This is a genomic window from Mycobacterium sp. IS-2888 (assembly GCF_001954215.1).
GTDB lineage: Bacteria > Actinomycetota > Actinomycetes > Mycobacteriales > Mycobacteriaceae > Mycobacterium.
Map to the genome: position 1 here is coordinate 43,343 of NZ_MBET01000072.1, position 26,217 is coordinate 69,559.

24 protein-coding genes are annotated in these 26,217 nt (G+C 66.9%); 14 read left to right on the forward strand and 10 right to left on the reverse strand.

The genetic code is table 11. The annotated features are described in order from the left end of the window. Positions 1 to 206 precede the first annotated feature (206 nt). The 5 genes from A5745_RS14805 (at position 207) to A5745_RS14825 (ending at position 7,767) form a co-directional block, all read left to right on the forward strand. Complete coding sequence (locus A5745_RS14805; protein WP_076116915.1) at positions 207 to 629, forward strand: heme-binding protein; 423 nt, start codon at positions 207 to 209, stop codon at positions 627 to 629. Between the two features lie 172 nt (positions 630 to 801). After that, positions 802 to 1,857: a DNA topoisomerase IB gene (locus tag A5745_RS14810; RefSeq protein ID WP_076064475.1), complete on the forward strand. Its 1,056-nt coding sequence runs from the start codon at positions 802 to 804 to the stop codon at positions 1,855 to 1,857. Positions 1,858 to 1,949: 92 nt separating this feature from the next. Continuing rightward, positions 1,950 to 3,002 carry an SDR family oxidoreductase gene (locus A5745_RS14815; protein ID WP_076064476.1) on the forward strand — a complete coding sequence of 351 codons (1,053 nt, stop codon included), beginning with the start codon at positions 1,950 to 1,952 and terminating at the stop codon, positions 3,000 to 3,002. A 40-nt stretch (positions 3,003 to 3,042) separates the two neighbouring features. Further along, complete coding sequence (locus A5745_RS14820; RefSeq protein WP_076116917.1) at positions 3,043 to 4,836, forward strand: thiamine pyrophosphate-requiring protein; 1,794 nt, start codon at positions 3,043 to 3,045, stop codon at positions 4,834 to 4,836. A gap of 3 nt (positions 4,837 to 4,839) precedes the next feature. Beyond that, a complete protein-coding gene (locus tag A5745_RS14825; RefSeq protein ID WP_076116918.1) occupies positions 4,840 to 7,767 on the forward strand; it encodes an FAD-binding and (Fe-S)-binding domain-containing protein in 2,928 nt (975 codons plus the stop codon). Here A5745_RS14825 and A5745_RS14830 read toward each other — a convergent pair. Together A5745_RS14830 and A5745_RS14835 are read right to left on the reverse strand one after the other, a co-directional pair. Further along, positions 7,717 to 8,379, reverse strand: a complete 663-nt coding sequence (locus A5745_RS14830) for a UdgX family uracil-DNA binding protein (RefSeq protein ID WP_076064479.1) — start codon at positions 8,377 to 8,379, stop codon at positions 7,717 to 7,719. The two genes, A5745_RS14825 and A5745_RS14830, sit on opposite strands and share 51 nt — an antisense overlap. A 115-nt stretch (positions 8,380 to 8,494) precedes the next feature. Beyond that, on the reverse strand, positions 8,495 to 9,055 hold the full coding sequence (locus A5745_RS14835) for a hemerythrin domain-containing protein (RefSeq protein WP_076116920.1): 561 nt from the start codon (positions 9,053 to 9,055) through the stop codon (positions 8,495 to 8,497). 145 nt (positions 9,056 to 9,200) lie between these two features. On the opposite strand from A5745_RS14835, the gene A5745_RS14840 reads away from it, so the two are divergent. Both A5745_RS14840 and A5745_RS14845 read left to right on the forward strand, forming a co-directional pair. After that, the gene (locus tag A5745_RS14840) at positions 9,201 to 10,247 is read left to right on the forward strand and encodes a hypothetical protein (protein ID WP_076116922.1); all 1,047 of its coding nucleotides are present in this window, start codon (positions 9,201 to 9,203) and stop codon (positions 10,245 to 10,247) included. A 23-nt stretch (positions 10,248 to 10,270) separates the two neighbouring features. Then, positions 10,271 to 10,633, forward strand: a complete 363-nt coding sequence (locus A5745_RS14845; RefSeq protein WP_076116924.1) for a hypothetical protein — start codon at positions 10,271 to 10,273, stop codon at positions 10,631 to 10,633. Here A5745_RS14845 and A5745_RS14850 read toward each other — a convergent pair. The 3 genes from A5745_RS14850 to A5745_RS14860 are packed head-to-tail and all read right to left on the reverse strand — an operon-like array spanning position 10,581 to position 12,874. After that, positions 10,581 to 10,922 (reverse strand): hypothetical protein, encoded by a 342-nt coding sequence (locus A5745_RS14850; protein WP_076116926.1) that lies wholly within the window; start codon positions 10,920 to 10,922, stop codon positions 10,581 to 10,583. The genes A5745_RS14845 and A5745_RS14850 overlap by 53 nt on opposite strands. Position 10,923: 1 nt before the next feature. Further along, positions 10,924 to 12,420 (reverse strand): molybdopterin-dependent oxidoreductase, encoded by a 1,497-nt coding sequence (locus A5745_RS14855; RefSeq protein ID WP_076116928.1) that lies wholly within the window; start codon positions 12,418 to 12,420, stop codon positions 10,924 to 10,926. A gap of 4 nt (positions 12,421 to 12,424) precedes the next feature. After that, complete coding sequence (locus A5745_RS14860; RefSeq protein WP_076064484.1) at positions 12,425 to 12,874, reverse strand: oxidoreductase; 450 nt, start codon at positions 12,872 to 12,874, stop codon at positions 12,425 to 12,427. Between the two features lie 257 nt (positions 12,875 to 13,131). Here A5745_RS14860 and A5745_RS25245 point away from each other — a divergent pair, with 257 nt between their 5' ends. Genes A5745_RS25245 through A5745_RS14885 form a run of 5 tightly spaced genes read left to right on the forward strand, consistent with a single transcriptional unit; the run spans position 13,132 to position 18,694 of the window. Next, positions 13,132 to 14,859 (forward strand): serine/threonine-protein kinase PknH/PknJ, encoded by a 1,728-nt coding sequence (locus A5745_RS25245; RefSeq protein ID WP_076116930.1) that lies wholly within the window; start codon positions 13,132 to 13,134, stop codon positions 14,857 to 14,859. Between the two features lie 25 nt (positions 14,860 to 14,884). Further along, on the forward strand, positions 14,885 to 15,367 hold the full coding sequence (locus A5745_RS14870) for a nuclear transport factor 2 family protein (protein WP_139329624.1): 483 nt from the start codon (positions 14,885 to 14,887) through the stop codon (positions 15,365 to 15,367). A gap of 8 nt (positions 15,368 to 15,375) precedes the next feature. Then, positions 15,376 to 16,635 carry a hypothetical protein gene (locus tag A5745_RS14875; protein ID WP_076116996.1) on the forward strand — a complete coding sequence of 420 codons (1,260 nt, stop codon included), beginning with the start codon at positions 15,376 to 15,378 and terminating at the stop codon, positions 16,633 to 16,635. 37 nt (positions 16,636 to 16,672) lie between these two features. Then, positions 16,673 to 17,695 (forward strand): sensor domain-containing protein, encoded by a 1,023-nt coding sequence (locus tag A5745_RS14880; protein WP_076116932.1) that lies wholly within the window; start codon positions 16,673 to 16,675, stop codon positions 17,693 to 17,695. Between the two features lie 30 nt (positions 17,696 to 17,725). Continuing rightward, positions 17,726 to 18,694, forward strand: a complete 969-nt coding sequence (locus A5745_RS14885) for an aldo/keto reductase (protein ID WP_076116934.1) — start codon at positions 17,726 to 17,728, stop codon at positions 18,692 to 18,694. A gap of 6 nt (positions 18,695 to 18,700) precedes the next feature. On the opposite strand, the gene A5745_RS14890 is transcribed toward A5745_RS14885, so the two are convergent. From A5745_RS14890 to A5745_RS14905, 4 genes are all read right to left on the reverse strand, one after another. After that, on the reverse strand, positions 18,701 to 19,468 hold the full coding sequence (locus A5745_RS14890) for an SDR family oxidoreductase (protein ID WP_083662940.1): 768 nt from the start codon (positions 19,466 to 19,468) through the stop codon (positions 18,701 to 18,703). 65 nt (positions 19,469 to 19,533) lie between these two features. Continuing rightward, on the reverse strand, positions 19,534 to 21,690 hold the full coding sequence (glgX, locus tag A5745_RS14895) for a glycogen debranching protein GlgX (protein ID WP_076116938.1): 2,157 nt from the start codon (positions 21,688 to 21,690) through the stop codon (positions 19,534 to 19,536). Positions 21,691 to 21,757: 67 nt separating this feature from the next. Beyond that, the gene (locus tag A5745_RS14900; RefSeq protein WP_076116940.1) at positions 21,758 to 22,939 is read right to left on the reverse strand and encodes a zinc-dependent alcohol dehydrogenase; all 1,182 of its coding nucleotides are present in this window, start codon (positions 22,937 to 22,939) and stop codon (positions 21,758 to 21,760) included. A gap of 39 nt (positions 22,940 to 22,978) precedes the next feature. Beyond that, a complete protein-coding gene (locus A5745_RS14905; protein ID WP_076064492.1) occupies positions 22,979 to 23,686 on the reverse strand; it encodes a GAF and ANTAR domain-containing protein in 708 nt (235 codons plus the stop codon). A 215-nt stretch (positions 23,687 to 23,901) separates the two neighbouring features. On the opposite strand from A5745_RS14905, the gene A5745_RS14910 reads away from it, so the two are divergent. Together A5745_RS14910 and A5745_RS14915 are read left to right on the forward strand one after the other, a co-directional pair. Then, positions 23,902 to 25,212: an NAD(P)/FAD-dependent oxidoreductase gene (locus tag A5745_RS14910; protein WP_076064493.1), complete on the forward strand. Its 1,311-nt coding sequence runs from the start codon at positions 23,902 to 23,904 to the stop codon at positions 25,210 to 25,212. 92 nt (positions 25,213 to 25,304) lie between these two features. After that, positions 25,305 to 25,574 (forward strand): hypothetical protein, encoded by a 270-nt coding sequence (locus tag A5745_RS14915; RefSeq protein WP_076064548.1) that lies wholly within the window; start codon positions 25,305 to 25,307, stop codon positions 25,572 to 25,574. Between the two features lie 47 nt (positions 25,575 to 25,621). Here the strand turns inward: A5745_RS14915 and A5745_RS14920 are convergent, their stop codons facing one another. Continuing rightward, a complete protein-coding gene (locus tag A5745_RS14920) occupies positions 25,622 to 26,173 on the reverse strand; it encodes a DUF1360 domain-containing protein (RefSeq protein ID WP_076116941.1) in 552 nt (183 codons plus the stop codon). Positions 26,174 to 26,217 lie beyond the last annotated feature (44 nt).

Below are 26,217 nucleotides of genomic sequence, written 5' to 3' on the forward strand. Positions count from 1 at the left end.
TTGGCCATTCGCTTAGCACATCAGCATCAATCTGTCCGTCTAGTCACGCACCCGGCCGCACGCAGTGATTCGCGTTGATTTTGCTTCGGCACCGGCCCTAGTCGCCCCGGCTACTTTGGATTTCGGGCCTCGGGAGCCCGCGCGAAGCAACGAAAAATCGAAGCGACGAGAAATCACTGCGAGAATTCGAAGGACAATCACCGATCATGAAAATCAGCAACAACCTCACGCGCCGGGTCACGCGCCGGAGAGTGGCCGGTGTCAGCGCCGGCTTCCTGCTCGGGGGCATGGCCGTGGGCATGGTCGTGGGCACCGTCGCCGCACCGTCGGCGGCCGCAGCACCCGACTGCAGCCCCGCCGGCGTCAACGCCACCGTCTCCTCGGCCACGGACTCGGCCCAGCAATACCTTGCCGGGCATCCGGGTGCCAACCAGGTGGTCATGGCCGCTTACGGGCAGCCGCGCGCGCAGGCCGCATCCAACTTGCGGAACTACTTCACCGCGCACCCGCAGGAGTACTACGACCTGCGCGGGATCCTGGCACCGATCGGCGACACCGAGCGCCAGTGCAGCGTGACGGCACTACCGCCGAATCTGGAGTCTGCCTACCAGGAGTTCATGGCCGGCTGACGCTCCCAGAAACGACCCGCCACCACCGCTGTGGCGGGTCGTTCTGCGCGGGGGGTGTTACCAGCCCCAAAAACCAGCCCCGTGTGAACCGCTCGCCGGATGGGTAATTGTCCAGCGAGACAACGGGACTGCCAGACAACGGGACTGCCAGACAACAGGACTGGAAGGCACAATGCGGCTGCGTCGCAGCGAGCTCAGCAAGCCGGGGATCACGCGCAAGCGCCGCGGCAAGGGTTTCGCCTATTTCGGGACGGATGGCGAGCCGCTGGACGACGAGCGCACCCTGCAGCGGATCAAGGATCTCGTGATCCCGCCGGCGTGGAAGAAAGTGTGGATCTCACCGCACCCCAACGGCCACATACAGGCCGTGGGCACCGACGCCGCCGGTCGCCGCCAGTACCTCTACCACGCGGCCTGGCAGCAGGAACGTGCCGAGGAGAAGTTCGACCGCGTCCTGGAACTGTCCACACAGTTGCCGGCCTGGCGCGACCGCGTCGCCGCGGACCTCGCGGGTCGGGGGCTGACGCGTGAGCGGGTGCTGGCGCTCGCGCTGCGCCTCCTTGATCGTGGCTACTTCCGCGCCGGCGGTGAGCAGTACGCCGAGGAGAACGAATCCTATGGAATCGCCACCCTGCTGTGCGAGCACGTCACGGTGCGTCGCGAGGCGGTCGAATTCGACTACCCCGCCAAAAGCGGGGTGCGGCGAACTCTGGAAATCGAGGACCCCGCGGTGGTCCGCGCGGTGCGGGCACTGACGCGCCGGACCGAGCGAACCGAGCGATTGCTGGTGTGCCGTACCGCATCCGGATGGATAGACGTGCGCGCCGACGACCTCAACGCCCGGTTCAAGGAGCTCGTCGGCGACGAATACACCGTCAAGGATCTGCGGACCTGGCATGGGACAGTACTGGCCGCGGCGGCGTTCGCCGACGCTGACCCCGCCGTCTCGCAGCGGGTGGCCAAGCGCGTCGAGGCCGCGGTCATGCGGGAGGTCGCCGAGGAACTGGGCAATACGCCGGCGGTTGCCCGCGGCTCCTATGTAGATCCGCGCGTCGTCACCGGCTACCGGCAGGGGCAGACCATCGCCGCGGCGACCGCTCGCGCCGCTCGCGCCCGCCGACCAGAGGCCGTCCAGGAAATCCTGGAGCGGGCCACCCGCGCGCTGATTCGCCGAGTAGCCAAGGGCGACAGCGCATCTGGCTTGACCGCCCTGCCCAAGAGCGCGTGACCCGACGGGCCGCCACGTAATTACACAATCGTTATCGTAAAAAATCGGATCGGCGACGCATAACGGCGAAGAATCCGGGTATGACGTGATGCGTGGGGAGTGCTGAAGGCGCACGCGCGAATCAGACCGCGAATCAGACCGTGGTGGTGACTGGCGCCAGCGGGGGCATCGGGCGCGCCACCGCCACCGCGTTCGGAGCGCGGGGCGCGCATGTCGGCCTGGTCGCGCGTGGCGAGAAGGGACTGAACGCCGCGGCCCGCGACGTCGAAGCCGCCGGCGGCAAAGCGTGCGTCATACCGACCGACGTCGCCGACCCGGAGCAGTGCGAGGCCGCCGCCGAGGAGGTCGAGCGGACCTTCGGGCCCATAGACGTCTGGGTGAACGTCGCATTCACTTCGGTGTTTGCCCCGTTCTGGGAAATCACGCCCGCGGAGTTCAAGCGCGTGACCGAGGTGACCTACCTGGGCTTCGTGTACTGCACCATGGCCGCGTTGAAGCGGATGAGGCCCCGCGACGCCGGCACCATCGTGCAGGTCGGCTCCGCGCTTGCCTACCGCGGCATCCCGCTGCAAAGCGCCTACTGCGGTGCCAAACACGCGACGCAGGGCTTCAACGAGGCGCTGCGATGCGAGCTGCTGCACGAACACAGCAACGTCCGCGTCACCATGGTCCAGATGCCGGCGGTCAACACCCCGCAGTTCTCCTGGGTCCTGTCGCGCTTACCCAAGCAGGCCCAGCCGGTTCCGCCGATCTACCAGCCCGAGATCCCCGCGCAAGCCGTGCTCTACGCCGCGGATCATCCACAGCGACGCGAGTATTGGGTGGGCGGCAGCACCGTGGGAACCCTGGCCGCCAACGCGATAGCGCCGGGTCTGCTGGATCGCTACCTCGCCCGCACCGGCTTCGACTCGCAGCAGACCGACGATCCCCGCCCGGCCGACCAGCCGGCCAACTTGTGGGAGCCCGCCGACGGCAGCGATGGCCGGGACTACGGCGCACACGGCATTTTCGACGACACATCCACCAACCGCAGTTTCCAGCTATGGGGTTCGCAACACCACGGCCTCCTCGGGGGTACCGCGACGGCGGCGTTTGCCGCCGCGGCCGGGGCGGCGGTGCGCAGGTTACGACGATGGCGTCGCTGACCGGCGCGCGAAACCAGGAGCGAAACTAGGAGGGAAATTCATGTCCAAGCAAGAGGTCAGCGACTACCTGTTGGAGCGGTTGCGGGCGTGGAATGTTGAGCACGTCTTCGCCTATCCCGGGGACGGCATCAACGGAATCCTCGCCGCGTGGGGCCGAGCCGACAACAAGCCGATGTTCATCCAGTCGCGCCACGAGGAGATGAGCGCCTTCGAAGCGGTCGGGTACGCGAAATTCACCGGCCGTGTCGGGGTGTGCATGGCCACGTCGGGGCCCGGCGCGATTCATCTGCTCAACGGCCTCTACGACGCCAAACTCGACCACGTGCCGGTGGTCGCCATCGTCGGGCAGACCAACCGCAGCGCCATGGGCGGGTCCTACCAACAGGAGGTCGACCTGCTCAGCCTGTACAAAGACGTCGCCAGCGACTACGTCCAAATGGTCACCGTGCCAGAGCAATTGCCCAACGTCCTGGACCGCGCCATCCGGGTCGCGCTGACCGAGCGCACGACGACCGCCCTGATCATCCCGGCCGATGTGCAGGAACTGGAATACTCGCCGCCCAGCCACGCCTTCAAGATGGTGCCCTCGAGTCTGGGCATCGAATGGCCGGCCATCTCCCCCGACGACGAGGCCATCACACGCGCGGCCGAGGTGCTCAACGAGGGCACCAAGGTCGCCATGCTGGTGGGCCAGGGCGCGCGTGAGGCTCGCGACGAGCTCGTCGAAGTAGCCGACCTACTCGGCGCCGGCGCGGCGAAGGCGCTGCTGGGCAAGGACGTGCTGCCCGACGAATTGCCCTGGGTCACAGGGGCTATCGGACTGCTCGGCACGCGCCCGAGCTATGAGCTCATGCGCGACTGCGACGCCTTGCTGACCGTGGGATCCAGCTTCCCCTACACCCAATTCATGCCCCAGTTCGGGCAGTGCAAAGCGGTGCAGATCGACGTCGACGGCCGGATGATCGGGATGCGCTACCCGTATTCGATCAACATCGTCGCCGACGCGAAATCCGCGCTGCAGGCCCTGATTCCCAAGCTGCGCCGCAAGGAGGACCGGTCCTGGCGTGAGGGCATCGAGGCGAACGTGGCCCGGTGGTGGGAAACCATGGACATGGAGGCCAAGGTCAGCGCCCACCCGATCAACCCGCTGCGGCTTTTCTCGGAGCTTTCCCCCCAGCTGCCCGACGACGTGATCGTCACGGCGGATTCCGGTTCCGCGGCCAACTGGTATGCGCGAAACCTGAAGTTCCGCGGGAACATGCGGGGTTCGCTTTCGGGCAACCTCGCCACGATGGGCCCCGGTGTCCCGTACGCCATCGGCGCAAAATTCGCTCACCCGCAACGGCCGGTCATCGCGTTCGCCGGGGACGGCGCCATGCAGATGAACGGCATGGCCGAACTGATCACGATCAAACGGTACTGGCACGAGTGGGAGGATCCGCGCCTGATCGTCGCGGTCCTGCACAACAACGACCTAAACCAGGTCACGTGGGAAATGCGCGCCATGGCCGGTGCGCCGAAATTCGTTGAGTCCCAGGCGCTTCCCGATGTCGATTTCGCGGCGTTTGCGGCCAGTCTCGGTCTCAACGCGTTGTCCGTCAAGGATCCCGAGGAGCTCGGGGACGCCTGGCGGGACGCGCTCTCGGCCGACCGTCCGACCGTGATGGACGTCTTCACCGACCCCGACATGCCGCCGATCCCGCCGCACGCCACCTGGGAACAGTTCAAGGCGGCCAGCGCCGCGGTGCTCGGTGGCGACGAAGATCGGCGGGGCTTCGTCAAGGTGGGCCTCAAAGCCAAGGCACAAGAGTTCCTGCCGCACAAGAAGAGTTAACCCGTGAAGAGCCGTACACCGACGCTGTTCGAAGCGGTGGCCGCTGACCTCCGCGCCGAGGTTGACGGGGAAATCAGGTTCGATCCCGGCTCGCGTGCGGCCTACTCCACCGATGCGTCCAACTACCGGCAGGTGCCCATCGGCGTGGTGGTGCCGCGCACCCTGGAGGCCGGGGTCAAGACCATCGACGTGTGCCGCCGCCACGGGACAACACGGGCAGGTTGTGGCGGCGGCACCAGTCTGGCCGGGCAGAGCTGCAACGCCGCGGTGGTCATCGACTGGAGCAAGTACTGCACCCGGATCGGTTCGGTGGACACCGAGGCGGGAATCGCGGTGGTGGAGCCCGGCATCAAGCTCGATGTGCTCAACGACAACCTGGAGTCCTCGGGTTGGATGGTGGGCCCGAAACCGTCCACCCATGTCAGCTGCGCGATCGGCGGCATGATCGGCAACAACTCCTGCGGTTCTTCGGCCCAGGCGTACGGCAAGATGGTCGACTCCGTGCGCCGCCTCGAGGTGGTGACCTACGACGGGCTTCGGATGTGGGTCGGTCAGACGGACGACGACGAGTACAACCGGATACTCGACGAAGGTGGCCGGCGCGCCGAGATCTACCGCGGCCTCAGGGCACTCGCCGAAAGATATGCCGACGACATCCGGTCGCGCTATCCCCAAATCCCGAGGCGTGTTTCCGGGTACAACCTCGATTCGTTGTTGCCGGAGAACGGCTTTCACGTCGCCAAGGCCCTGGTTGGTTCGGAGAGCACCCTGGTCACCGTGCTGCGGGCGGAGCTGCAGCTGGTTCGCATACCGGCCGCCACAGCGCTGGTGGTCATGGGCTTCGACGACGTGGCCTCGGCGGCCGACGCGGTGCCGGCCGTGCTCGAACATGACCCCGCGGCGCTGGAGGGTCTGGATCACCGGCTGGTGGAACTCGAGCATTCACAGAAGCTGGCCGAGCAGGCGCTGCGCCAGCTGCCCGACGGCAACGCCTGGCTGATGGTGCAGATCGACGGCGACAACCAGGACGACGCGGACCGCAAGGCCAAGTCGATGATCGACGCGTTGCACAAGGTGTCGCACAACGGCGTCACCGTCGTGGACGACCCGACCCGCAAGGAGGAAGTCTGGGCCGCCCGGGAGGCCGGGCTCGGTGCCACCGCGTATCCGCCCAACGAGCCCGAGACCCACGAGGGATGGGAAGACGCCGCGGTGCCGCCGCAGCGGCTCGGCGATTACCTACGCGATTTCCGCGAGCTGCTCGAGCGCTACGACTACGGGACCGCCTCGCTGTACGGGCATTTCGGGCAGGGCTGCGTGCACACCCGCATCCCGTTCGTGTTACGCACCGCCGCGGGCATCGCCAAATACCGTTCCTTCGTGGAAGATTCGGCGCGACTGGTCGTGAAATACGGCGGCTCGCTGTCCGGCGAACACGGTGACGGACAATCCCGCGGCGAGCTGCTACCGATCATGTTCGGCGAGCGTGTAGTGCGGGCGTTCGAGCAGACCAAAGCGCTGTTCGATCCGGACAACCGGATGAACCCCGGCAAGGTCGTCCACCCCTACAAACTCGACGAAAACCTGCGCTTCGGAGTCGATTACCGCCCCGCCGAGCCGGATGTCATGTTCGCCTACCCGGACGACGACCACCGATTCTCCCGCGCCGCCGCGCGCTGTGTGGGCGTCGGCAAGTGCCGCGGCCACGAATCGGGCGTGATGTGCCCGAGCTACCGTGCGACCCAGGAGGAGGAGCACTCCACCCGCGGCCGGGCCCGGCTGCTGTTCGAGATGGTGCAGGGTGACATCATCACCGACGGCTGGCGCTCCACCGCGGTGCACGACGCGCTCGATCTCTGCCTGGCCTGTAAGGGTTGTCGCAGCGACTGCCCGGTCGACGTCGACATGGCCACCTACAAAGCGGAGTTCCTGTTCCACCACTATCGACGTCGGCTGCGGCCGATGGCGCACTACTCGATGGGTTGGATCCCGCTGTGGGCCCGGCTGGCCGCGACCGCGCCCGGCCCGCTCAATGCCGTGACACACGCGCGCGGGCTCTCGACACTGGTCAAGAAGGCCGGCGGCATCGACCCGCATCGCGAGCTGCCGCGCTTCGCCGACGAGAGGTTCACCCGTTGGTTCTCCCGCCGCCGGTCGGGCGCCGGTGAGCCGCCACGCGGACGGGTGGTGCTCTGGCCGGACAGCTTCGTCAACAACTTCGAACCCGAGGTGGGACAGGCCGCCGTCGCGGTGCTGGAATCGGCGGGCTTCACCGTCGACGTTCCGCAGCGAACCGTGTGCTGCGGCCTGACCTGGATCTCCACGGGTCAGCTGAAGATCGCCAAACGCGTTCTGCGCCGGACTCTTACGGCACTACGGCCGGCGCTGCGGACGAGCACACCGGTGGTGGTGCTGGAACCCAGCTGCGCCGCGGTGTTCCGCTCCGACCTGCCGGAGCTCCTTTTCGGCGACGAGGATGCGCACCGGCTGGCTAAGCAAACCTATACTCTCGGTGAGCTTTTGGCCCGCAAGGCGCCGGACTGGGAGCCACCCCAGATCGGTGCCCAGGCGGTGGTTCAGCAGCACTGCCATCAGCACGCGATACTGGGTTACAGCCACGACAAGCAGCTGCTCGTCGATGCCGGAGTGGACACCGACGTGCTCGACGCCGGATGTTGTGGCCTGGCAGGCAATTTCGGCTTCGAAAAAGGTCACTACGACGTGTCGGTCGCGTGCGCCGAAGACAAACTGATGCCCGCGCTGCGCGACGCCGATCCCGAAACGCTGGTGCTGGCCGACGGGTTCAGTTGCCGCACCCAGATTCGCGAACTCGACAGCGACCGCAAGCCGATGCACCTCGCGCAGGTCATCGCCGCGGCGCTAGCCGCCCACGAGAGCGGCCCGCGCGCTGCGCAAATCGTCGACGAATAGTCGATACGCCTCATCGCGCCGGTCACTGCGATCACGCAGCACCGCCGACGGGTGCACGGTCGCAACCACGCTCGGCTCGGGGTCGAACTCCAGGTCACCCTCCGAGGGAAGTGCCACCACGTGGCCGCGCTCGGTGGAGACCCGAAACGACGGTCCCATCAGCGCCTGCGCGGCGGTCGCCCCGAGACACAGGATTATCTGGGGACCCAGCGCCTCTATCTCCGCGATGAGCCATGGTCGGCACGCGACAACCTCGGTGCGACTGGGTTTCTGGTGTATCCGCCGCTTGCCGTCCTTGCGGGTGAACTTGAAATGCTTCACCGCATTGGTCTGGTATGTCATCCCCGGATCGATGTCGGCCTCGTCGAGCGCCCGGGCGAGCAATCGCCCGGCCGGACCGACGAACGGCAAACCCGCACGATCCTCCTGGTCGCCCGGTTGCTCACCGACCAACATGATCGGCGCTCCGGGGGGCCCGTGACCGAAGACGGTTTGCGTCGCGTCCTGGAAAAGCGTGCAACCCCGGCAATGTTCGGCCGCCGACTTCAACGAATCGAGGCGACGGTCCTCGGGCAGGTAGCGCGCCGCGCTCGTCGTCTTCGTGGTACTCATTGGGCCTCAAGCGCCGCAGGACAGGAGGTAGCCCAGGGACGTCATGCCCCTGGGCATACCCCTGCGGGACCGCCCGAAAACTCCCGGCTAGCCCTTACCGACTAGCCCTTACCGACTAGCCCTTACCGACGATGGCGTCGCGAGCCCGGTCCAGCATCGCCGCGAACGGACCGGCGACCAAGTTGGCCACCCGCGACTCGACCCCGGCGTGCGGCCGGGTGGGTGCGATCGCCTCGGCGAGCTTGGCGGCACGGCCCATGGCTTCGAGCTCGCGACTGCTCAATTCCTCGCCCAGCTTGGCGAACTCGTCGTTCTCCTCATGGTTCGCGTGCTCGAGGACGGAGTCGCGGAGCTCCGTGAGCTCGCGGGTGAATTCCTCGCTGTCCACGTCGAGCTTCTCCAGCTTCTGCAGCACCGTCTTGGCTTCGTGCTCTTCCTCCAGCCGCTCGCCGACCACCGACTCCCCGTCGGCCATCTTGCGTTTCGCCCGGGGATGAACGATTTCCTCCTCGGCGGTTTCGTGTACGGCGAGCAGTTGACGGAGTTCGACGAACGCCTTCTCCCGCGCCTCGCCCGACGCGGCAAGCGTTTTGGCGAAGAGCGACATGATCCGCTCGTGTTGGCTGGTAAGAAATTCGACCACGTCGGTGGGCGACGTGATGGCAGTCGGAGCCATAGTGTCCTCCCCTTGATCGTCCCGATCATCGTGTTGGGGCGCGCGGGCTGTTTGCGCGCCTTTCAGCGGCTACCCCACGACACATTCACCAAACTTGTCCCAGGTCATGGCGTGTAGCGGCGCGGAGGCGGGGTATTTGATCGACATGGGCGATCGCAGGTGCCTGCTCCGACGCTTGGCCGTCGCCGGCGCGGCGCTGATCGCGTCCGGTTGTTCGACGCCGGGCACGACACTGGAGAGCGCTCCCGAGGTCCTGCTGTGGTCGGTCGGCGCCATGTTGCACCAACCGGTGTGGTCGTATCGGACGCACGCCATGGTCGCGCTCACGGACGACAACCGGGTGGCCGAGGTCACGGGGAGCGCCCACGACCACGACGCCAAGACGCGGTTGTCCATGCCGATGACGGTGGGGCGCAATCTCCAGATCAGTCAGAAAGACGACCGCATGGTATTCGTGCCTCAGCCGGAGCGCGGCCGGGTCGCCGAGGTCGATCTTGAAAGTCTGTGCCAAGTCGACGATTTCGACGCCGGCCCGGCCCCGGCCTACCTCGCCGAAGACGCGGGCATGCGGGTCTTGCTTGCCCTGTCGGCAGACGGGAAGTCGGTGACGCCGGTGGACCAGTATGGGTACCACAAGCTACCGACCGCCGGCATCACCGGCGACCCCGCGGACACCATCGACGGCGCCAACCGTGGGCGCGAGATCGACTACCACCTCTATGGTCCGTCGGGAATCCGTTACTACGAGGGCCCCTCGTCACCCCCCGAGGAACAGGGTTCCTTGCAGATGGACGCCACGGTTTCGGCGGGCGACGGCGCCAACGCCGAACGCACCTATGTCGCCGGTCGCAACGACAGCACGCTTTATGCGATCGACGCGCGCCACGGCGAGAACGGGCTGGATGTGCTCGCCAGCGCCAAGCTGCCGTCGGCGATCCGAGAACTCGGCACCGACGACAGCCGGATCTATGCCGCTACCGACCACGAGGTGGTGGTGCTCGAGACGGCGAGCTTCACCGGCTTCCCTGACGGAAAGATTCACGTGATCCGCGTCATCGACTACCGGGCCCACCTGCCCGGCGGCGCGGTCCAGTCGGCACGCCTGTCGGGCATGGCGATCGGGCCGCACCGCGTATACCTCACACTGGCCGATGCGCCGTATGTGGTCAGCATCGCCAAACCGCATTTGTGAGTAGGTGAGTAGAGGAGATACCGATGAGCGCAACACAAAATCCCACTCGCACGGCGGTCGAGATCGACGATGACGTCGAATTGATCAGCGGACAGATCAAGGCGCTCAAGGAACTCGGCAAAAAGGACGACGAAGAGGCGATAAGCGAAGGACAGCGCTACGACTTCAGCATCAGGTGGGGCACGGTGCTGGCGGGGCGGCTGCGCCGGCTGGTGCACTACAGTTCGCTGGGCCGGCTCGACGACGCCGACGAGCGCAGATTCCGCGCGTTGTGCGACGAGCTGCGCGCGCTATCGCATCTGATCGATCGATTCCGGCTCGCTCACCCGAATTTCACCGAGCCCGAGCCCGCAACGGCCAAGCGCTTCGGTCGTCGGTCTCGCTGAGAAAACCCTTCTCGGGCAAGACAATTCCGGTTCGCGGTTGGGCGCACTCCGGGTTCCGACAGGTCAGCGCAACCATATAGGCATCGGAGTCCTCATCGAGAAACAGGAAGCCGAGATACAAAGCGTGGCCGACGTCGAACTTCTTCTCGCCGCAGGATTCGCAATAACCGCCCTTGGCCGCTACCTGTTCGAGCACCCGCTCGCGGGAATCGCGGTCCAGGGCAAACAGCTCGGGGCGCACGTGCTCGGGTGGAACGTCGTCGCCCGCGTTTTCCGTAGGAGTGCTCATGTCAGATCTCCACGTCCTTGTCGTAATGGACGTTGTCTTCGCGCCAGCCGCCCAAGCCGTAGCCGATGCCGCGATGGTCGTCGATGAACTCGATCTGGTAGATCCATTTCGCCATCTTGAAGCCCACCTGGGTCTCCACCCGTAGCCGCAGGGGCGCACCGTGCTTGATGGGCAACGGCTTTCCGTTCATCTCATACGCCAGGATGGTTTGCGGCTTGTAGGCCAGCTCGAGGTCCATCACCTCGTAGAACTGCCCCTCTCCCTCCGCGCTTGGCTCGTCGCGGCCGGTGTCCTGCATCGTCAGACAACACACGTACCGCGCCTGCGGAAGCGGCCGCACCAAGTCGGCGACCGAGGCCAGCGAAACCCCCGTCCACTCACCGATGCTCGACCAGCCCTGCACGCAATTGTGCAGCACGCGTTGACGTTCCGGTTCGGCCAGGGCGCGCAGCGCGGCCAGGTCCAACGTCACCGGCCGTTCGACGAGTCCGCCGACCCGCAGCCGCCAGTCCACGAAGTTGTGCACCGCCATCACCTTGTAGGCGGGTGAACACGGCGGCTTGCCGTTGACTCGATGCTCCTGCGACAGCATGCGTTCCGGGTAGTTCTGTCGCGAGTCCAGCGGGCGCAGCAGGATGAGCCGGGCACGTGTGACCACCCCGCCGAGTATGCGACGAACCTGGACGGGGTTACGCAGACTCCAGACCGTCGCCGCGACATGGATGGCGACGATCACGCCGATGATCACGAACGACAACACGACTGCCAGCATGAGATTGCGTACCGAACCAAAGATCATCGCCGCGTTGAGTTGACCCCAGCCCCAGAAAAAGATCATCGACAGGTGTACCGCGATGAAGATCAGGAACGCGACCAATCCGATGAAATGCAGACTGCGCGCCCATTGCCGTCCGCCGAGGAGCCGCACGAACCAGGGGAATCGAGCCTCGATGGCCGGGGATTGCGCCGCGCCCGTGAGGATCTGGAACGGCGCCAGCAGGAAGATGACACCGGCGTAGGTGAGTTTCTGGATGGCGTCCAGGGGTTCGCCGGGCAGCAACGACGGCAGGTTGAATGTCACATAGGCGACGACGTCGTTCCACGCCTCCCCGAAAATCGACCACGAGTACGGCCAATAGCGGTGCCATTGGCCGGTGGCGAACAGCAGGATGTAGTAGGAAAGCCCCACCAAGATCCACCCGATCACCGAGACGAAGTGCCAATGGCGGCCCATGCCGAGCTTCTTGTGGCCGGGCAGCGCGATCAGTGAGCTGTAGTCCTCTTCCTCGTCGAGGGTGTCGTAGAGCTTGTCGGTCGGCATTTTCTTGGTGGTGAAGCGCGCCCATTCGGTCCCGGGCTTGCTGTCGTCGCGCCAGTACAGCTTGGGATGGGTGGACAGGATCTCGATGCCGCTGCGCAGCAACAACGTCAGAAACAGGACGTTGAGCCAATGGTCGATGCGTAGCCACGCCGGGTAGTCGAGCACTGTGTCGGTCATCCGCTCAGTCCTCCCAGTGCTGCCGACGCGGATAGGCGACGTTGATGCCCAGCAGCACCGATCCGTGCAACGCGATGAAGGCGCCCGCGAAGGCGAGCGTCAGGCTCGCCGGCGCGAAGTCCCACCTTCCGGTCACGGCCACCAGACCGGGCAGGCTGGCCATCCGGGTGCCGACGTCGACGGCGAGAACCGCGAACGCGAGCAGGCTACCGAAATACCAACCTGCCTGTGCCACACGAGGATTCCGTGCGTATCCGAGGCTGCCGGCAAACATCAGGCACAGCGCGATCACCACAGCGGCGTAAGCCTGAAAATACGGCGGCAGCGCGTCTTGGCTGGTCCACACGTAGATGTGCATCGCGGCGATGCCGACTAGCAACAAGACGCCCAAGCCCGTTACGGCCCTGGGCAAATCAAAAGCGACATATCCGCCCAGGCTGAGCACTCGAAACATCCGGCTTTGATGCCAACTTTCTGGCCATGTCTCGACACGAAGGCCCACGATTCGCGCGTACCCCGCCGCGTCCGGCTCAAACGGCGCTGAGCAGCCGCGGAGAGCCATTGTGCCGGTGGATTTTTCACCGACGGGCCGATGGCGAGGGCGGGTGGCGAGGGGAGCGCGTTGGCGGGGTGACTTGGCCATCTGCCGGTTTTGCCGCAACATTGCCGGACACGCCCCTGCGGAACGGGGTTGACCTTAGGGTGTTTTGCATGCTGACGGTGGGATCCGTGGTGGGCGGCTACCGCGTTGAGCGTGTGCTGGGCACGGGCGGGATGGGTGCGGTCTATCTGGCCGCCGACCCCGGCCTTCCGCGCCACATCGCGCTCAAGGTGCTCTCGGCCCAGCTGTCGCGCGACCCCGACTTCCGGGCGCGGTTCATCCGGGAGGCCGACATGGCGGCGGCCCTCGATCACCCCCAGATCGTGTCGGTGTACAACCGCGGGCAGACCGAGGACGGCCAGCTGTGGATTGCGATGCAGTTCGTCGACGGCACCGACGCCGATGCCGCGCTGCACGCGGGAACCATGAGCCCGCAACGCGTCGTGCACATCCTCGTTGAGGTGGCCAAGGCGCTCGACTTCGCGCATGCCCGCAACGTGGTGCACCGCGATGTCAAGCCCGCGAACTTTCTGCTTTCGGGGCCCATCGGTCCCGGCGAACGGGTCCTGCTCGGCGATTTCGGCGTGGCGCGCGCCCTCGACGACGTCGGCCTGACCGCGACGAATTCGGTGATGGCGACCGTCGCCTACGCCGCCCCGGAAGTACTGTCGAATTCGCCGATCGACGGCCGGATCGACATCTACTCCCTGGGCTGCACCATGTTTCGGCTGCTGACGGGCAAGACGCCGTTCCCGGACACCAACGGGGTGGCGGGCGTGATGGCGGCCCACCTGTTCGCCCCGCCGCCCCGGGTCACCGAGCCGATGCCCTGGCTGCCGGCCGCGCTCGACCACGTCGTTGCCACCGCGATGGCCAAGGATCCCGCGGCCCGCTTCCCCTCGGCCGGCGCGCTGGCCGAAGCGGCGGCGGCCGCGTTGCACGATCGCACGGTGAGCGCGCCGTTGCCGCCCGTGCCCAGCCGCGAGGTCCGCTCCTATCCGCGAACCGACTCTCCGGCACGACCGGGATGGGAGCACAACGGTCCGCGCACCATGGCCCCCGGGCCGGGTCCGCCCGCCCGGCGGCGCCGGCGCACCCTGATCGCCCTCGCGCTGTCCGCGGTGGTGGTGCTCGTTGTCGGCACGGTCGCCGTCCTGGCCTGGCCCAACGACTCGACCGACAACCCCGGCGGCGCCTCCCGGACGGGATCCGGGCTCCAGGGATCCGTGCCCGCTTTGGCGGACGGGCCGCCGGCAACCGATATCACCGCCGCGCAGCTACGCCCGATCCTGCTCACCACCGCGGAGATCGCCGGCGTCGCACATGGCGATACCGTCACCCTCGAGCGTGACGGCGCCGTCGTGCTCGACGACGCCGCGACGATCGACAACCAGCAGTGCCTGCCGGCCTGGGCCCCCGCGCAACAATCGGTCTACGCGAACAGTGCCTACACCGGCGTGGCCGCGCAGGAGTTGCGTGCCATGTACCAAAAGGCGTGGCAAGACAGCATCACCCAGGCCGTCATCGCCTTCCCGTCCCAGGACAAGGCCGGGTTGTCGTATATCTCCCAACGCGAGCAGTGGGGGCTGTGCGGCGGCAAACCCGTCACGATCACCCCGCCCGGTGAGGGACCGCAGGTGTGGGAATTCGGCCAGCCGTTCACCACCTCCGGCGTGCTGACGATCTCGGCCGGCCTGCGCGGAGGCAACGCGTCCTGCCAGCACGGAATGATGGAGCGCGGCAACGTGATCATCGACATCGTCCAGTGCCATGCCGGCGGCGGCGCCGACGTCGCCGCGCTCGTCACCGCGACGGCCGCAAAAGTGCCCCGGCAGTGACTGGGGTGACAGAGAGGTCGAATCCATGACTGCATCGAATGCATCCACGTCGATTCTCGCCACCGTGGGGGCCGCGCTGGCCGTCGCCGCGGTCACCGCCTCGTGTTCGAACGTCATCGGCGGCACCCCCGTGGCCCAGCACGGCGGCGGCACCCCGGTGGCGGCTCCAGCGCCCGCCCCCACCACATCGCTCGCCGCATCGCCCTCGGCGGAAGACCAGATCCGCCAGACGGTCATGGCGTTTCAAGACGCCTACAACACCCAGAACTGGGACGCCTACACCGAGCTGATGTGCTCGGCGATGCGGGCCCAATTCGTCGGGCCGGTAATGGGTTACGTGAAGAAGGGCCGAGCCGAAACGGGCCTTACCTCGGTCAAAAACATCTCGGTCGCGATCACCGGCGATACCGCCACGGCAACGATGGACGCCCAGAACGAGGCCTTGGGCAGCCGCACGGTCAGCCTGCCTTTGAAACTCGAGGACGGCTGGAAGATCTGCAAAACGTGATGAGCCCAATGCGGACCAGCCAACTGCAACACGGGAAACCGATGGCGGCACTGCTCGCCGTCGCGCTACTGGGCTGCAGCCACACGACCACGGAGGGCACCGCGCGTCCGGCGCCCCAATCGCCTTCGGGCCCTTCGGCATCGGTGAACGTGTCCCTGCTCGACCCGGGCAATTACCCGATCGTCCCGCAGTCGCCGCTGGGCAATGCCGGGTCCGACCACGATGGCCGGCTCATCGAGGGCAGGCGCATGGCCGACTATGTGGTCGGTCCGTGGCAGGCCGACGAGGGGCTGTCCACCCGGGGATCCAGCAGCGCGGCCGTAGTGATCGAGGACTACCAGCAGCTCTCCCACGTGATGTGGACGCCGATCCTGGGCGGCGCCTATGGCCTGCCTTTCGTGGTCGGGTTCATGTCCGAGCGCCAAGGCCCGGGCCCGGATTCACAGATGTTGCTGCGCAACGCGGTGCTGCGGTTTGCGGGCCCGGCCGCGGCATCGACTGCCGCCCAAGGGATGTACGGGAAGGCGATGGCGATGCCCCGCGTTCCCAGCGCCACGCCGATCGTGACCGAACCCGAGCGCGCGGTCCCGATCCCCGGCCATCCCGATGCCACTGCGGCGCTGCTGACGTTCCAGGAAGGCCCCCAGACCGTACGCGAACTGAGCGTTTTCACCGCGCACGGCCCCTATGTTCTGGTCCAGGTCGCGCGGTGCGCCGCCGGCGCCGACTGCGAAGCTCCGCTGGCCGCACGCACGCTGGACCTTGAGATTCCACTGATCGACAAGTTCTCGCCGACTTCCGCCGACCAGTTCGCGGCGCTGCCAAGGGATCCCACCGGGCTGGTCGCCCGCACGCTGCCGCTGCCGCCCGATCAGGGCACGTCCACGACTGGGGCCACCTACCAGGTAGCGGGCGCGTTGCATCTGGAAGACAACCCGGCGCGAATCGGTCCCGCCCTGACCACCGCGGGTGTCGATCTCGTGTCGACCAGCCTGACGACCGTGTATCAAGCCAAGGACGCCGCGAGCGCGCAGACCCTGTCGCAGGACTACAGCGACACCGTGGCGGCGACGACCGCGGCGCAAGGCGCCGCACCGGTGCCGGGGCTACCGCAGAGCCGCTGCACCAGGGTCGCCGGGGCCAGCGGGTTGGTGCCGCACTTCTGGTGCCTGGCGGCCGCCGGCCGCTACGCCATCAAAGCCGTTGCCCGCCAACTCGATACCGCACATCAACAGATCGCAGCCCAATATCGCATGCTGACCGGATAGCCGGGCCGCGTTAAGGAGCGTTGAGGAGGCAGCTGGGGTGACCGACCCTCAGGATCCGTTCGGGGACAACCCTTTTACGTACGACCCGCTGGGTCGCGTCCCGTTCACGGGCCCGCCCGCCCCGCCCCCGGGCTTCCCGCCGCCAATCTTCACGCCACCGCCGACGCAACCGCCGTACCCGCCCCGCGTCAACGCCTTGGCAACGCTGTCCGTGGTGTTCGCGTTCGTGTTCGCCCCCGCGGGCGCGATTCTGGGGCACCTGGGGCTGGCGCAAATCCGGCGCACCGGTGAGCTTGGCCGTGACCGCGCCCTGGTCGGGGTGGTGCTGTCGTATTCGTTCATCACGACGGCGATCCTCGCCCTCGTCGGATGGGCCACCCTGACGGCGTTCCCGTCACGCCAGAACGCGGCACCGGCGAGTTCCACAACCACCACCAGCGAGGCGCCTCCGCGACCGACGGTAGCGCCGGACAACATCGGCGCATTGCTGCCCGATCTCGCCGCCCTCAAGCAGATCACCGCCGACGAAAACCTGGAGGCCGGACGAACCTGGGACCATCCCGTCGGGTCCGGCACAGACGCGAGCATCGACCGCCCGGAGTGCTGGGAAAGCGTCACCCCCGGGGCTCCGGAGGCCTACCCCCTGGGCGCCATCCGCGGGTACCACGCGGCCGAATTCGACGACACCCGAAGCTTTCTCAAGTCGACCCAAGTCATGCAAGCGGTCACCGCCTTTGCCGATCCGCCCGCCGCGCAATCGCAACTGGCGAAACTGCTCGACGGTTGGCGGCAGTGCGGCGGGACAACCGTGACGGTGACGGATCGCAGCGGGCCGTCGTATCCCCTTTCCCTGAGCGCCCCCGCCGACGCCGGCAACGGCATCACGACGATGGACCTGACACCCAAGGGACTAAAAGTGCGCTTCGTCCGCGGCCTCGCGGCCAAGGCCAATGTCGTCGTCGACCTCGAGGTAACCAGCCTCGGCACCACCGACGCCGACACGGCTCGGCAGACGGTCGTGAGCATCGCCAACTACATCCTGACCAAGATCCCCGGCTAGGGGCCACGCTCGAAGCCCTAGGGTGAACCCATGAAGTATCTCGACGTCGACGGAGTGGGACGGGTCAGCCGGATAGGGCTGGGGACGTGGCAGTTCGGCTCGCGCGAGTGGGGCTACGGCGACAGTTACGCCTCCGGAGCCGCGCGGGACATCGTGCGGCGGGCGCTCGAGCTGGGGGTGACGCTGTTCGACACCGCCGAGGTGTACGGGCTGGGCAAGAGCGAGCGGATCCTGGGCGAGGCGCTCGGCGACGAGCGTGCCAAGGTCGCGGTGGCCAGCAAGATCATGCCCGTGGCCCCCTTCCCCGCCGTCATCAAGCAACGCGAGCGGGCGAGCGCGCAGCGGCTGGGACTCGACCGCATCCCGCTCTACCAGATCCACCAGCCCAACCCGGTGGTCCCCGATTCGGTGATCATGCCCGGGATGCGCGACCTGCTCGACGACGGCAAGATCGGCGCGGCCGGCGTCTCCAACTACTCGCTGGCGCGCTGGCGCAAGGCCGACGCCGCGCTCGGGCGGCCGGTGATCAGCAACCAGGTGCATTTCTCGCTCGCCCACTCCGGCGCGCTGGAGGACCTGGTGCCCTTCGCCGAGCGCGAGAACCGCATCGTGATCGCCTACCAACCGCTGGAGCAGGGGCTGCTGGGCGGCAAGTACGGCCTGGACAACCGCCCCGCCGGCGTCCGCGCGGTGAACCGCTACTTCGGCACCGAGAACCTGCGCCGCATCGAGCCGCTTATGCAGACGTTGCGCGACGTCGCGGCGCAGGTCGGCGCCAGGCCGGCGCAGGTGGCGCTGGCCTGGCTGATCAGCCTGCCGGGCGTCGTGGCCATCCCCGGCGCCTCCAGCGTCGAGCAGCTCGAGTTCAACGTCGCCGCCGCCGACATCGAGCTGCCCCCGGATTCCCGCGACGCCCTCACCGACGCGGCGCGCGCGTTCCGGCCGGTGTCGAACGGGCGATTTCTGCTCGACAAGGCCCGCGAAAAGTTGGGGGTGTAGGACGGGTCAGGACGGCGCCGTTTCCGCGAACGCCGGCGGGCTGGCCGGGGCGCCACGCGCCACCACCAGCGGCATCGACGTCGTCGCGTTGGTGCGCAGGATCGTGTGCACCACGTCGATGAGGTCCTCGACCGGCATCAGCTTGCCAGGCATGCAGCCGCGCGCGGCCCACAGCGGGGCGGCCTTCAAGGCGAGGTCCATGTCCCAGCCGGTCGTCATTCCCGTCGCCGCGTCGCCGTCGCCGCCGCCGCACTCCCCCACGATCAGGTTGGTGAATCCGACGTCGGGGTGTTCGGCCCGCCAGGCCTCCACCAATCGTTCGAGGGCCGCCTTGCTGACGCCGTAGGCGCCGAGCCCCGGCCAGGGCGGCCCGAAGGTGCCGGCGTCGGAGGCCAGGTAGACCACCTTGCCCGTCGACTCGGTCAGGTGCGGCATCGCCGCCGCCGTGACCAGCGCGGCACCGATCACGTTGGTGTCGAAGACGCGCCGCCACGTCTCGGCATCGGTATCGACCATGCGGACGAGCGGGCCGATGGCGGGTGTGTACACGAGGTTGTCGATGCCGCCGAACGCGTCCGCGACACCGGCGATCGCCGAACGGCAGGAAGCCTCGTCGGTGACGTCGCATTCGACGGCGATCGCGCCCGACCCCGCCTCCTTCGCGGCGGCCTCGATGCGCTCCCGGCGCCGGGCGAGCAGCGCGACTTGATCACCCCGTTGCGCCAGGCCAACGCCTATGCAGCGCCCGAGTCCACTCGAGGCGCCGACCACCACTGTCCTTGACATATTCACCCACTTCTGTAACGCAGCCGATGCACGCACAGCGTATCAGCGTGGGTTCAGGCCACCGGGGGTTCCCGCTCGGCGCGCAGCACCACGGCGGTGTGCGCGTCCACGGTGAGCGTGCCTCCCCCGGGCACTTCCTCCGCGGGCGTCTCCTCCTCGGGCCCGGTGTACACCGCCAGGCGCCACGCACAGCCGAATTCCTTTGGCGGAAGGGTGAATTCGATCGACTCCCAGTGGGCATTGAAACACAGCAAGAACGAGTCGTCGAACACGCGCTGACCCCGGGCATCGCGGTCGGGTATGCCGTCGCCGTTGAGGAACACCGCCAACGACTTGGCAAAGCTCGCGGCCCAGTCCTCGTCGGTCATCTCGTCGCCGTCGGGGGTGAACCAGGCGATATCGGGCAGGCCGTCCTGGCCGCGGCGGCCGACAGGCTTGCCGGAAAAGAACCGGCGCCTGCGGAAAACCGGGTGGTTCGCACGGACGGCCGACACCGCGCGGGTGAACTCCAGCAGGCCGGCGTCGGCGTTGGCCCAATCGATCCAGGTCAGCTCGTTGTCCTGGCAGTAGCCGTTGTTGTTGCCACGCTGCGTGCGACCGAGCTCGTCGCCGTGGCAGATCATCGGCACACCCTGGGACAACAGCAGGGTGGTCAGGAAGTTGCGCTGCTGACGGGAACGCAGTTCGTTGATTCGCGCGTCGTCGGTGGGCCCCTCCGCACCGCAGTTCCACGACCGGTTGTGGCTTTCGCCGTCGTTGTTGTCCTCGCCGTTGGCCTCGTTGTGCTTCTCGTTGTAGGAGACCAGGTCGCGCAGCGTGAAGCCGTCGTGCGCGGTGACGAAGTTGATCGAGGCGACGGGCCGGCGCCCGGTGTGCTCGTAGAGGTCGGCCGACCCGGACAGGCGGTAGGCGAATTCGTCGAGCGTTGCGGGCTCGCCGCGCCAGAAGTCCCGGACGGTGTCGCGGTACTTGCCGTTCCACTCGGTCCACTGCGGCGGAAAGTTGCCCACCTGGTAGCCGCCCGGCCCGACGTCCCACGGTTCGGCGATGAGCTTGACCTGGCTGACCGTCGGATCCTGTTGCACGAGTTCGAAGAACGCCGCCAGCCGGTCGACGTCGTAGAACTCCCGGGCCAGCGTCGCGGCGAGGTCGAACCGGAAACCGTCGACGTGCATCTCGGTCACCCAGTAGCGCAGCGAATCCATGATCAGCTGAAGCGAGTGCGGATGCCCGACGTTGAGGCTGTTGCCGGTGCCGGTGTAGTCCATGTAGTAGCGCTTGTCGTCGTCGACGAGGCGGTAGTACGCCGGGTTGTCGACCCCACGCATCGACAGGGTCGGGCCCAGGTGGTTGCCCTCCGCGGTGTGGTTGTAGACGACATCGAGGATGACCTCGATCCCCGCCTCATGCAGATCGCGGACCATCGCCTTGAACTCCTGCACCTGCCCGCCCGGCGAGGCGGCGCTGGAATACTTCGTGTCCGGTGCGAAGAAGCCGATCGTGTTGTAGCCCCAGTAATTGTTGAGGCCCTTCTCGATCAGGGTGGAGTCGTTGGCGAAATGGTGCACCGGCATCAGCTCGATCGCGGTGACGCCGATGCTCTTGAGGTGCTCGATGATCGCCGGGTAGGCCACCGCGGCGTAGGTGCCGCGGATCTGTTCGGGGATGTCCGGGTGCGTCTCGGTCAGGCCCTTGACGTGCGCCTCGTAAATGACGGTGTCGGCGTACTCGTGATCCGGCGGGCGGTCGTAGCCCCAGTCGAAGAAGGGGTTGATCACCACCGACTTGGGCATGCTGGACGCGGAGTCGACGTCGTTACGGCTATCGGGGTCGCCGAAGTCGTAGCCGAATAGCGACTGGTTCCAGTCGAAGCTGCCGTCGATGGCCTTCGAATACGGGTCCAGCAGTAGCTTGTTCGCATTGCACCGCAGTCCCGCTTCCGGCTGGTACGGACCGTGCACGCGATAGCCGTAGCGCTGGCCCGGCTCGATGCCCGGCACATAGCCATGCCAGACGAACGAGTCGACCTCGGGCAGCGCGATCCGTGTCTCGACATCCCGGTCGTCGAACAGGCACAACTCGACCTGCTCCGCCACCTCGCTGAACACCGCGAAGTTGGCCCCCGCTCCGTCGTACGTGGCGCCCAGCGGATACGCCTTGCCCGGCCACAATTCACCGGTGGGCGTGGGGGCGGAGGGTGCTGCGGTCATGGCGCACTTGATACCCGAGCGGTGAGGTGGTCAAACACGAGTCCGAAACCGCTTGGCGGACAATGTATTACGGCCTGAGCACCACCTTCACGGCCCCATCCTGCTTTTTCTGGAAGATCTCGTAGCCGTGCGGCGCCTCGTCGAGGGGCAGCACGTGGGTGGCGAAGGTGTCGACGCCGAGTGGGTCGTCGTCGGTAAGCAGCGGCATGATGTCGTCGACCCACCTCTTCACGTTGGCCTGACCCATCCGCAGCGTCACTTGCTTGTCGAAGAGGGTGAGCATCGGCAGCGGGTCGGCCATCCCGCCGTAGACGCCGATCAGCGAGATGGTTCCGCCGCGCCGGACGGCGTCGATCGCGGAGTAGAGCGCGTTGAGCCGGTCCACTCCCGCGGTTTGCATCAGCCGCTTGGCCACCGCATCGGGCAACACACCGGTCGCCTGCTGGGCCAGCTTGGCGGCCGGGGAACCGTGCGACTCCATGCCCACGGCGTCGATCACCGAGTCGGCGCCGCGCCCGTCGGTCAGGTCCCGAATCGCATCCCCCAGCGACGAGTCGAGCCGCCCCAGATCGAGGGTGTGGATGCCGCGCTGGGCGGCGCGGGCCAGACGTTCGGCCACCAGGTCGACGGCGATCACCCGGTAGCCGAGGTAATCGGCGATGCGCGCGGCCATATCCCCGATGGGACCCAGGCCCAGGACGGCTACCGTGCCGCCATCCGGGATGTCGGCGTAGGCCACCGCCTGCCAAGCCGTCGGCAGCACGTCGGACAGATAGACGAATCGCGAATCCGGCGGTCCCACAGGGACTTTGATGTGGGTGAACTGCGCCTGGGGTACCCGAAGCAATTCGGCTTGGCCGCCGGGAATTTCGCCGTAGAGCTCCGAGTAACCGAACAGCGCCGCCCCCATGCCCTGGTCGCGCACCTGGGTGGTTTCGCATTGCGTGAAAAGTTGCTTGCGGCACATATAGCAGCTGCCGCAGCAGATCTGGAACGGGATCACGATCCGGTCGCCGACCCGCAGCTCGTCCACCTCGTCACCGACCTCTCGGACCACCCCCATCGGTTCGTGCCCGAGGATGTCACCGGGTTTCATGAAGGCCCCGAGGATTTCGTAGAGGTGCAGATCCGAGCCGCAGATGTTGGTCGAGGTGATCTCGACGATGGCATCGGTGGGCAGCTCGATCTTCGGGTCGGGAACCGATTCCACGCGCACGTCGCGTTTCCCGTGCCAAGTGACAGCCTTCATGAACGGCTGGCTACCCGCGGCGCGCCGGGCGAAACTGGATCAGTGCTGCAGGCACTTGATCGGATGCTCGTTCTCGATCAGTGCCCGGGCGACATCGAACAACTTCGTGTTGGATTGCTGTGAGAGCCGGGCGAGCAGATCGAAGGCTTCGACGGCATCCAGGTTGAAGCGTTCCATGATGACCCCCTTGGCCTGACCGATGATGTCGCGCGACGCCAGGGCGCTGCGGAACTGATCCTGGCGCCGCATCATCGACCACGCCAACGCGACGTGCGTGGCGAAAATGCCGCCGAGTTCGATTGATTCGTCGGTGAACGCGTGCGGATGGTGGGCGAAGAAGTTCAGCGCCGCCGTCATGTCGTGGCCGTCGAACAATTCGAACGACAGGATCGACCGGATCGGTGTGTTCGCGAGCGCATACTTCTGATAGCGCGGCCAACGCTCGTCGACGGCCAAGTCTGCAACATGCATGACGTGGTGCTGCCAAGCGGCGGCGACGCACGGGCCTTCGCCGAATTGGTTCTGGATTTCGTCCAACTCCACCGGGTAGCGGTGCGTGGCCACCACGTTGGTGATCGCGTGGCCCCGCTCGGCCAGGGTAATCCCCGCGTAGTGTGACCCCGGCACGTGCTGGGTGCCACTCTCGATGAGTTCGCGCAGGCCGGCCCTGGTTTCGGTCCCTTGCCGGTCAAGACTGGCGACTAATTCCGCTAACTGAGCGACGACCGTGTTGTTGCTGTCGGACATGCCCTCGCCCCTCGGGAGTGCCGCGGGTTCACGATGTCATCGTGGACCTCGCTGGGCGGGGTGGCTACGCAGAAAACGAAGTTCGCCATCCAGAAAACGAAGTGCCGGAAGCGGCCGACCCGGGCTCCCAGGGCCCCTGCCGCGTATTCTCTTGGTGGCCAACGGCTTTCGTGCCAGCTACCGCCCTCGCCGGCGTCCGCCCTACACTCGGGTTGATGACCTCAATCGTCATTGTCGGCAGCGGCTTCACCGGATTCACCTGCGCCCGCCGCCTCGCGCGGCTCCTCCGAAGACGGCGCGCGCCCGTCGACATCACCATCATTTCGCCGGTCGACTACATGCTCTACACGCCGCTGCTGCCCGACGTCGCCGGCGGCGTCGTCGACGCTCGCTTTGTCGCGGTGCCGCTGGCCAACACGCTCAAAGGCGTTCGTGCGGTGCGCGGCCGGGTGGATGGTGTCGACTTCGCGCAACGGACCCTGACCTACCGCGATCCCGAGGAACGCGCCCACCACATGTCCTGGGACCGCCTGGTGCTCACCCCCGGGTCGGTCACGCGTTTGTTCGATGTGCCGGGAATCGCGACCCACGCGCTGGGATTGAAATCCACGGTCGAGGCCCTCTACCTGCGGGACCACATCATCGAGCAGCTGGAGCTGGCCGGCCTCGAGGACGACCCGAAAGTGGCGGCGGCGCGGCGCACCGTCGTGGTCGTCGGCGCGTCGTATTCGGGCACCGAACTGGTCGCGCAGCTACGAGCCCTAGCGGACGCCGCGGCCAAACAGATGGGCTTTGACGCCGCGGAGGTGAAGTTTCTGTTGCTCGATACGGCCGAGCAGGTGATGCCGGAGGTGGGCAAGAGACTCGGCGACGCCGCCCTCAAGGTGCTTCGCAAACGCGGCATCGATGTTCGGCTGGGCATGACGCTGAAGGAAGCACACGCGGATCACGTTGTGCTCAGCGATGATTCGCGCATCGACACACGCACGATCGCGTGGGTGACCGGGGTGACCGGCGCGCCGTTGATCCAGGAGCTCGGATTGCCGACGGAGAAGGGCAGGGTCAAAGTTCAGGCGGACCTCCAGGTGCCCGAGCACGACGGCGTCTTCGCGGCCGGTGATGCCGCGGCGGTTCCCGACCTGACGCAACCCGGCAAGATCACCCCGCCCACCGCACAGCACGCGACCCGACAGGGCAAGGTGCTCGCCCGCAACGTGGCCGCCAGCCTCGGCTACGGCAATCCCAAGCAATACAAGCACGGCAACCTGGGGCTAGTCGTCGACCTGGGACCCCGGTATGCCGTGGCCAATCCGCTCAATGTGCAACTGTCGGGATTGCCCGCCAAGGCCGTGACTCGCGCATACCACCTGTATGCGATCCCACGGCTACTCAACCGGTGGGCGGTGTCGCTGGCGTACCTGACCGACACGATGTTCGACCGCTCGGTGGTGTCGTTCGGATTGCCTTCCCTGCAGGACGCGCAGTTCGCGGCCAGCGAAGGCATCCCGATGCCCAAGACGAGCTGACCCGCCGTTTAACTGGGGCCGTTTAACTCGCCCGTTTAATTCGCACGGCGACGGGCAATCGGCAGTTCGTGGGAAACGACTTCGACGACGACATGCTGGAGCAGTCCGAGAGCCTGGACTCCGACGAGGTACGCAACGACGACGGTGACACCGTGGTCGATCCGCCCGACACGTGGGTCAAGGCTGACGAGAGCGAGTCTCTCGACGAGAAGCTCGCCGCAGAGACTTCAGAAAGGCCACGCGACGACCTATCGGAGCGCGATGAGTTGGACGACGTCGACCCTGACGCCCACGGTCGCGACCGCGGCCAGGTCAGCGGGACGCCGGAGGACGGCGAATCGTTCTTCGATGTTCAGGAGTGACCCGGTTCGACACTGTTCGACACGTGTGCCGAAATGCCTTGTGCCGCCTAGCCTTCCGCTGATTGTTGCGCCATCGCGTAGGCAAGCTGCAGAAAATCGGCGCCGGCCAGCGCGGAGAAGCTGCCGGCGATCAGGCGGGTGAGCCTGGGCGCGAAGATCAATCCGATGGCAAACGCGGTGACGACCCACATGTCCAGGCAGAACGGGCAGGTCAACAGCTCCCCCAGGCTGTGCCGCAACTGGCTGTCCTGCCGGACTTCCTCATTGACCTCCGCCGGGCCGGCGGTGCCCGTGTAATGAGTGAACGGTGCCCGCAACGGGCTCGTCACCGCGTCCTTGGACAGGATTCGGGAAAGCTTGTGGGTGCCCAGCGTCACCGTGACCAGGTCCTGCACGCGCCAGCGCGGCGGCAACGTGCGGCCGGTGAGTGCCGCGCATACCGCCGCGACGGCCACCACCGCGCCGTATATGCCCAAAACGGCCAGATACCCCGCCAGCGGGCGCGGATTGTCGCCGCGGTAGGCGGCGGCTTCGTGCCGTGCGGCGTCGGCCACGTCCTCGGCCGCGTTCTCGGCACCGGCCTGCGTGACGTCTCTCATTGCAACTCCTTCAGGGCCGCTCGGATCGGCGACTCCAGCAGGCC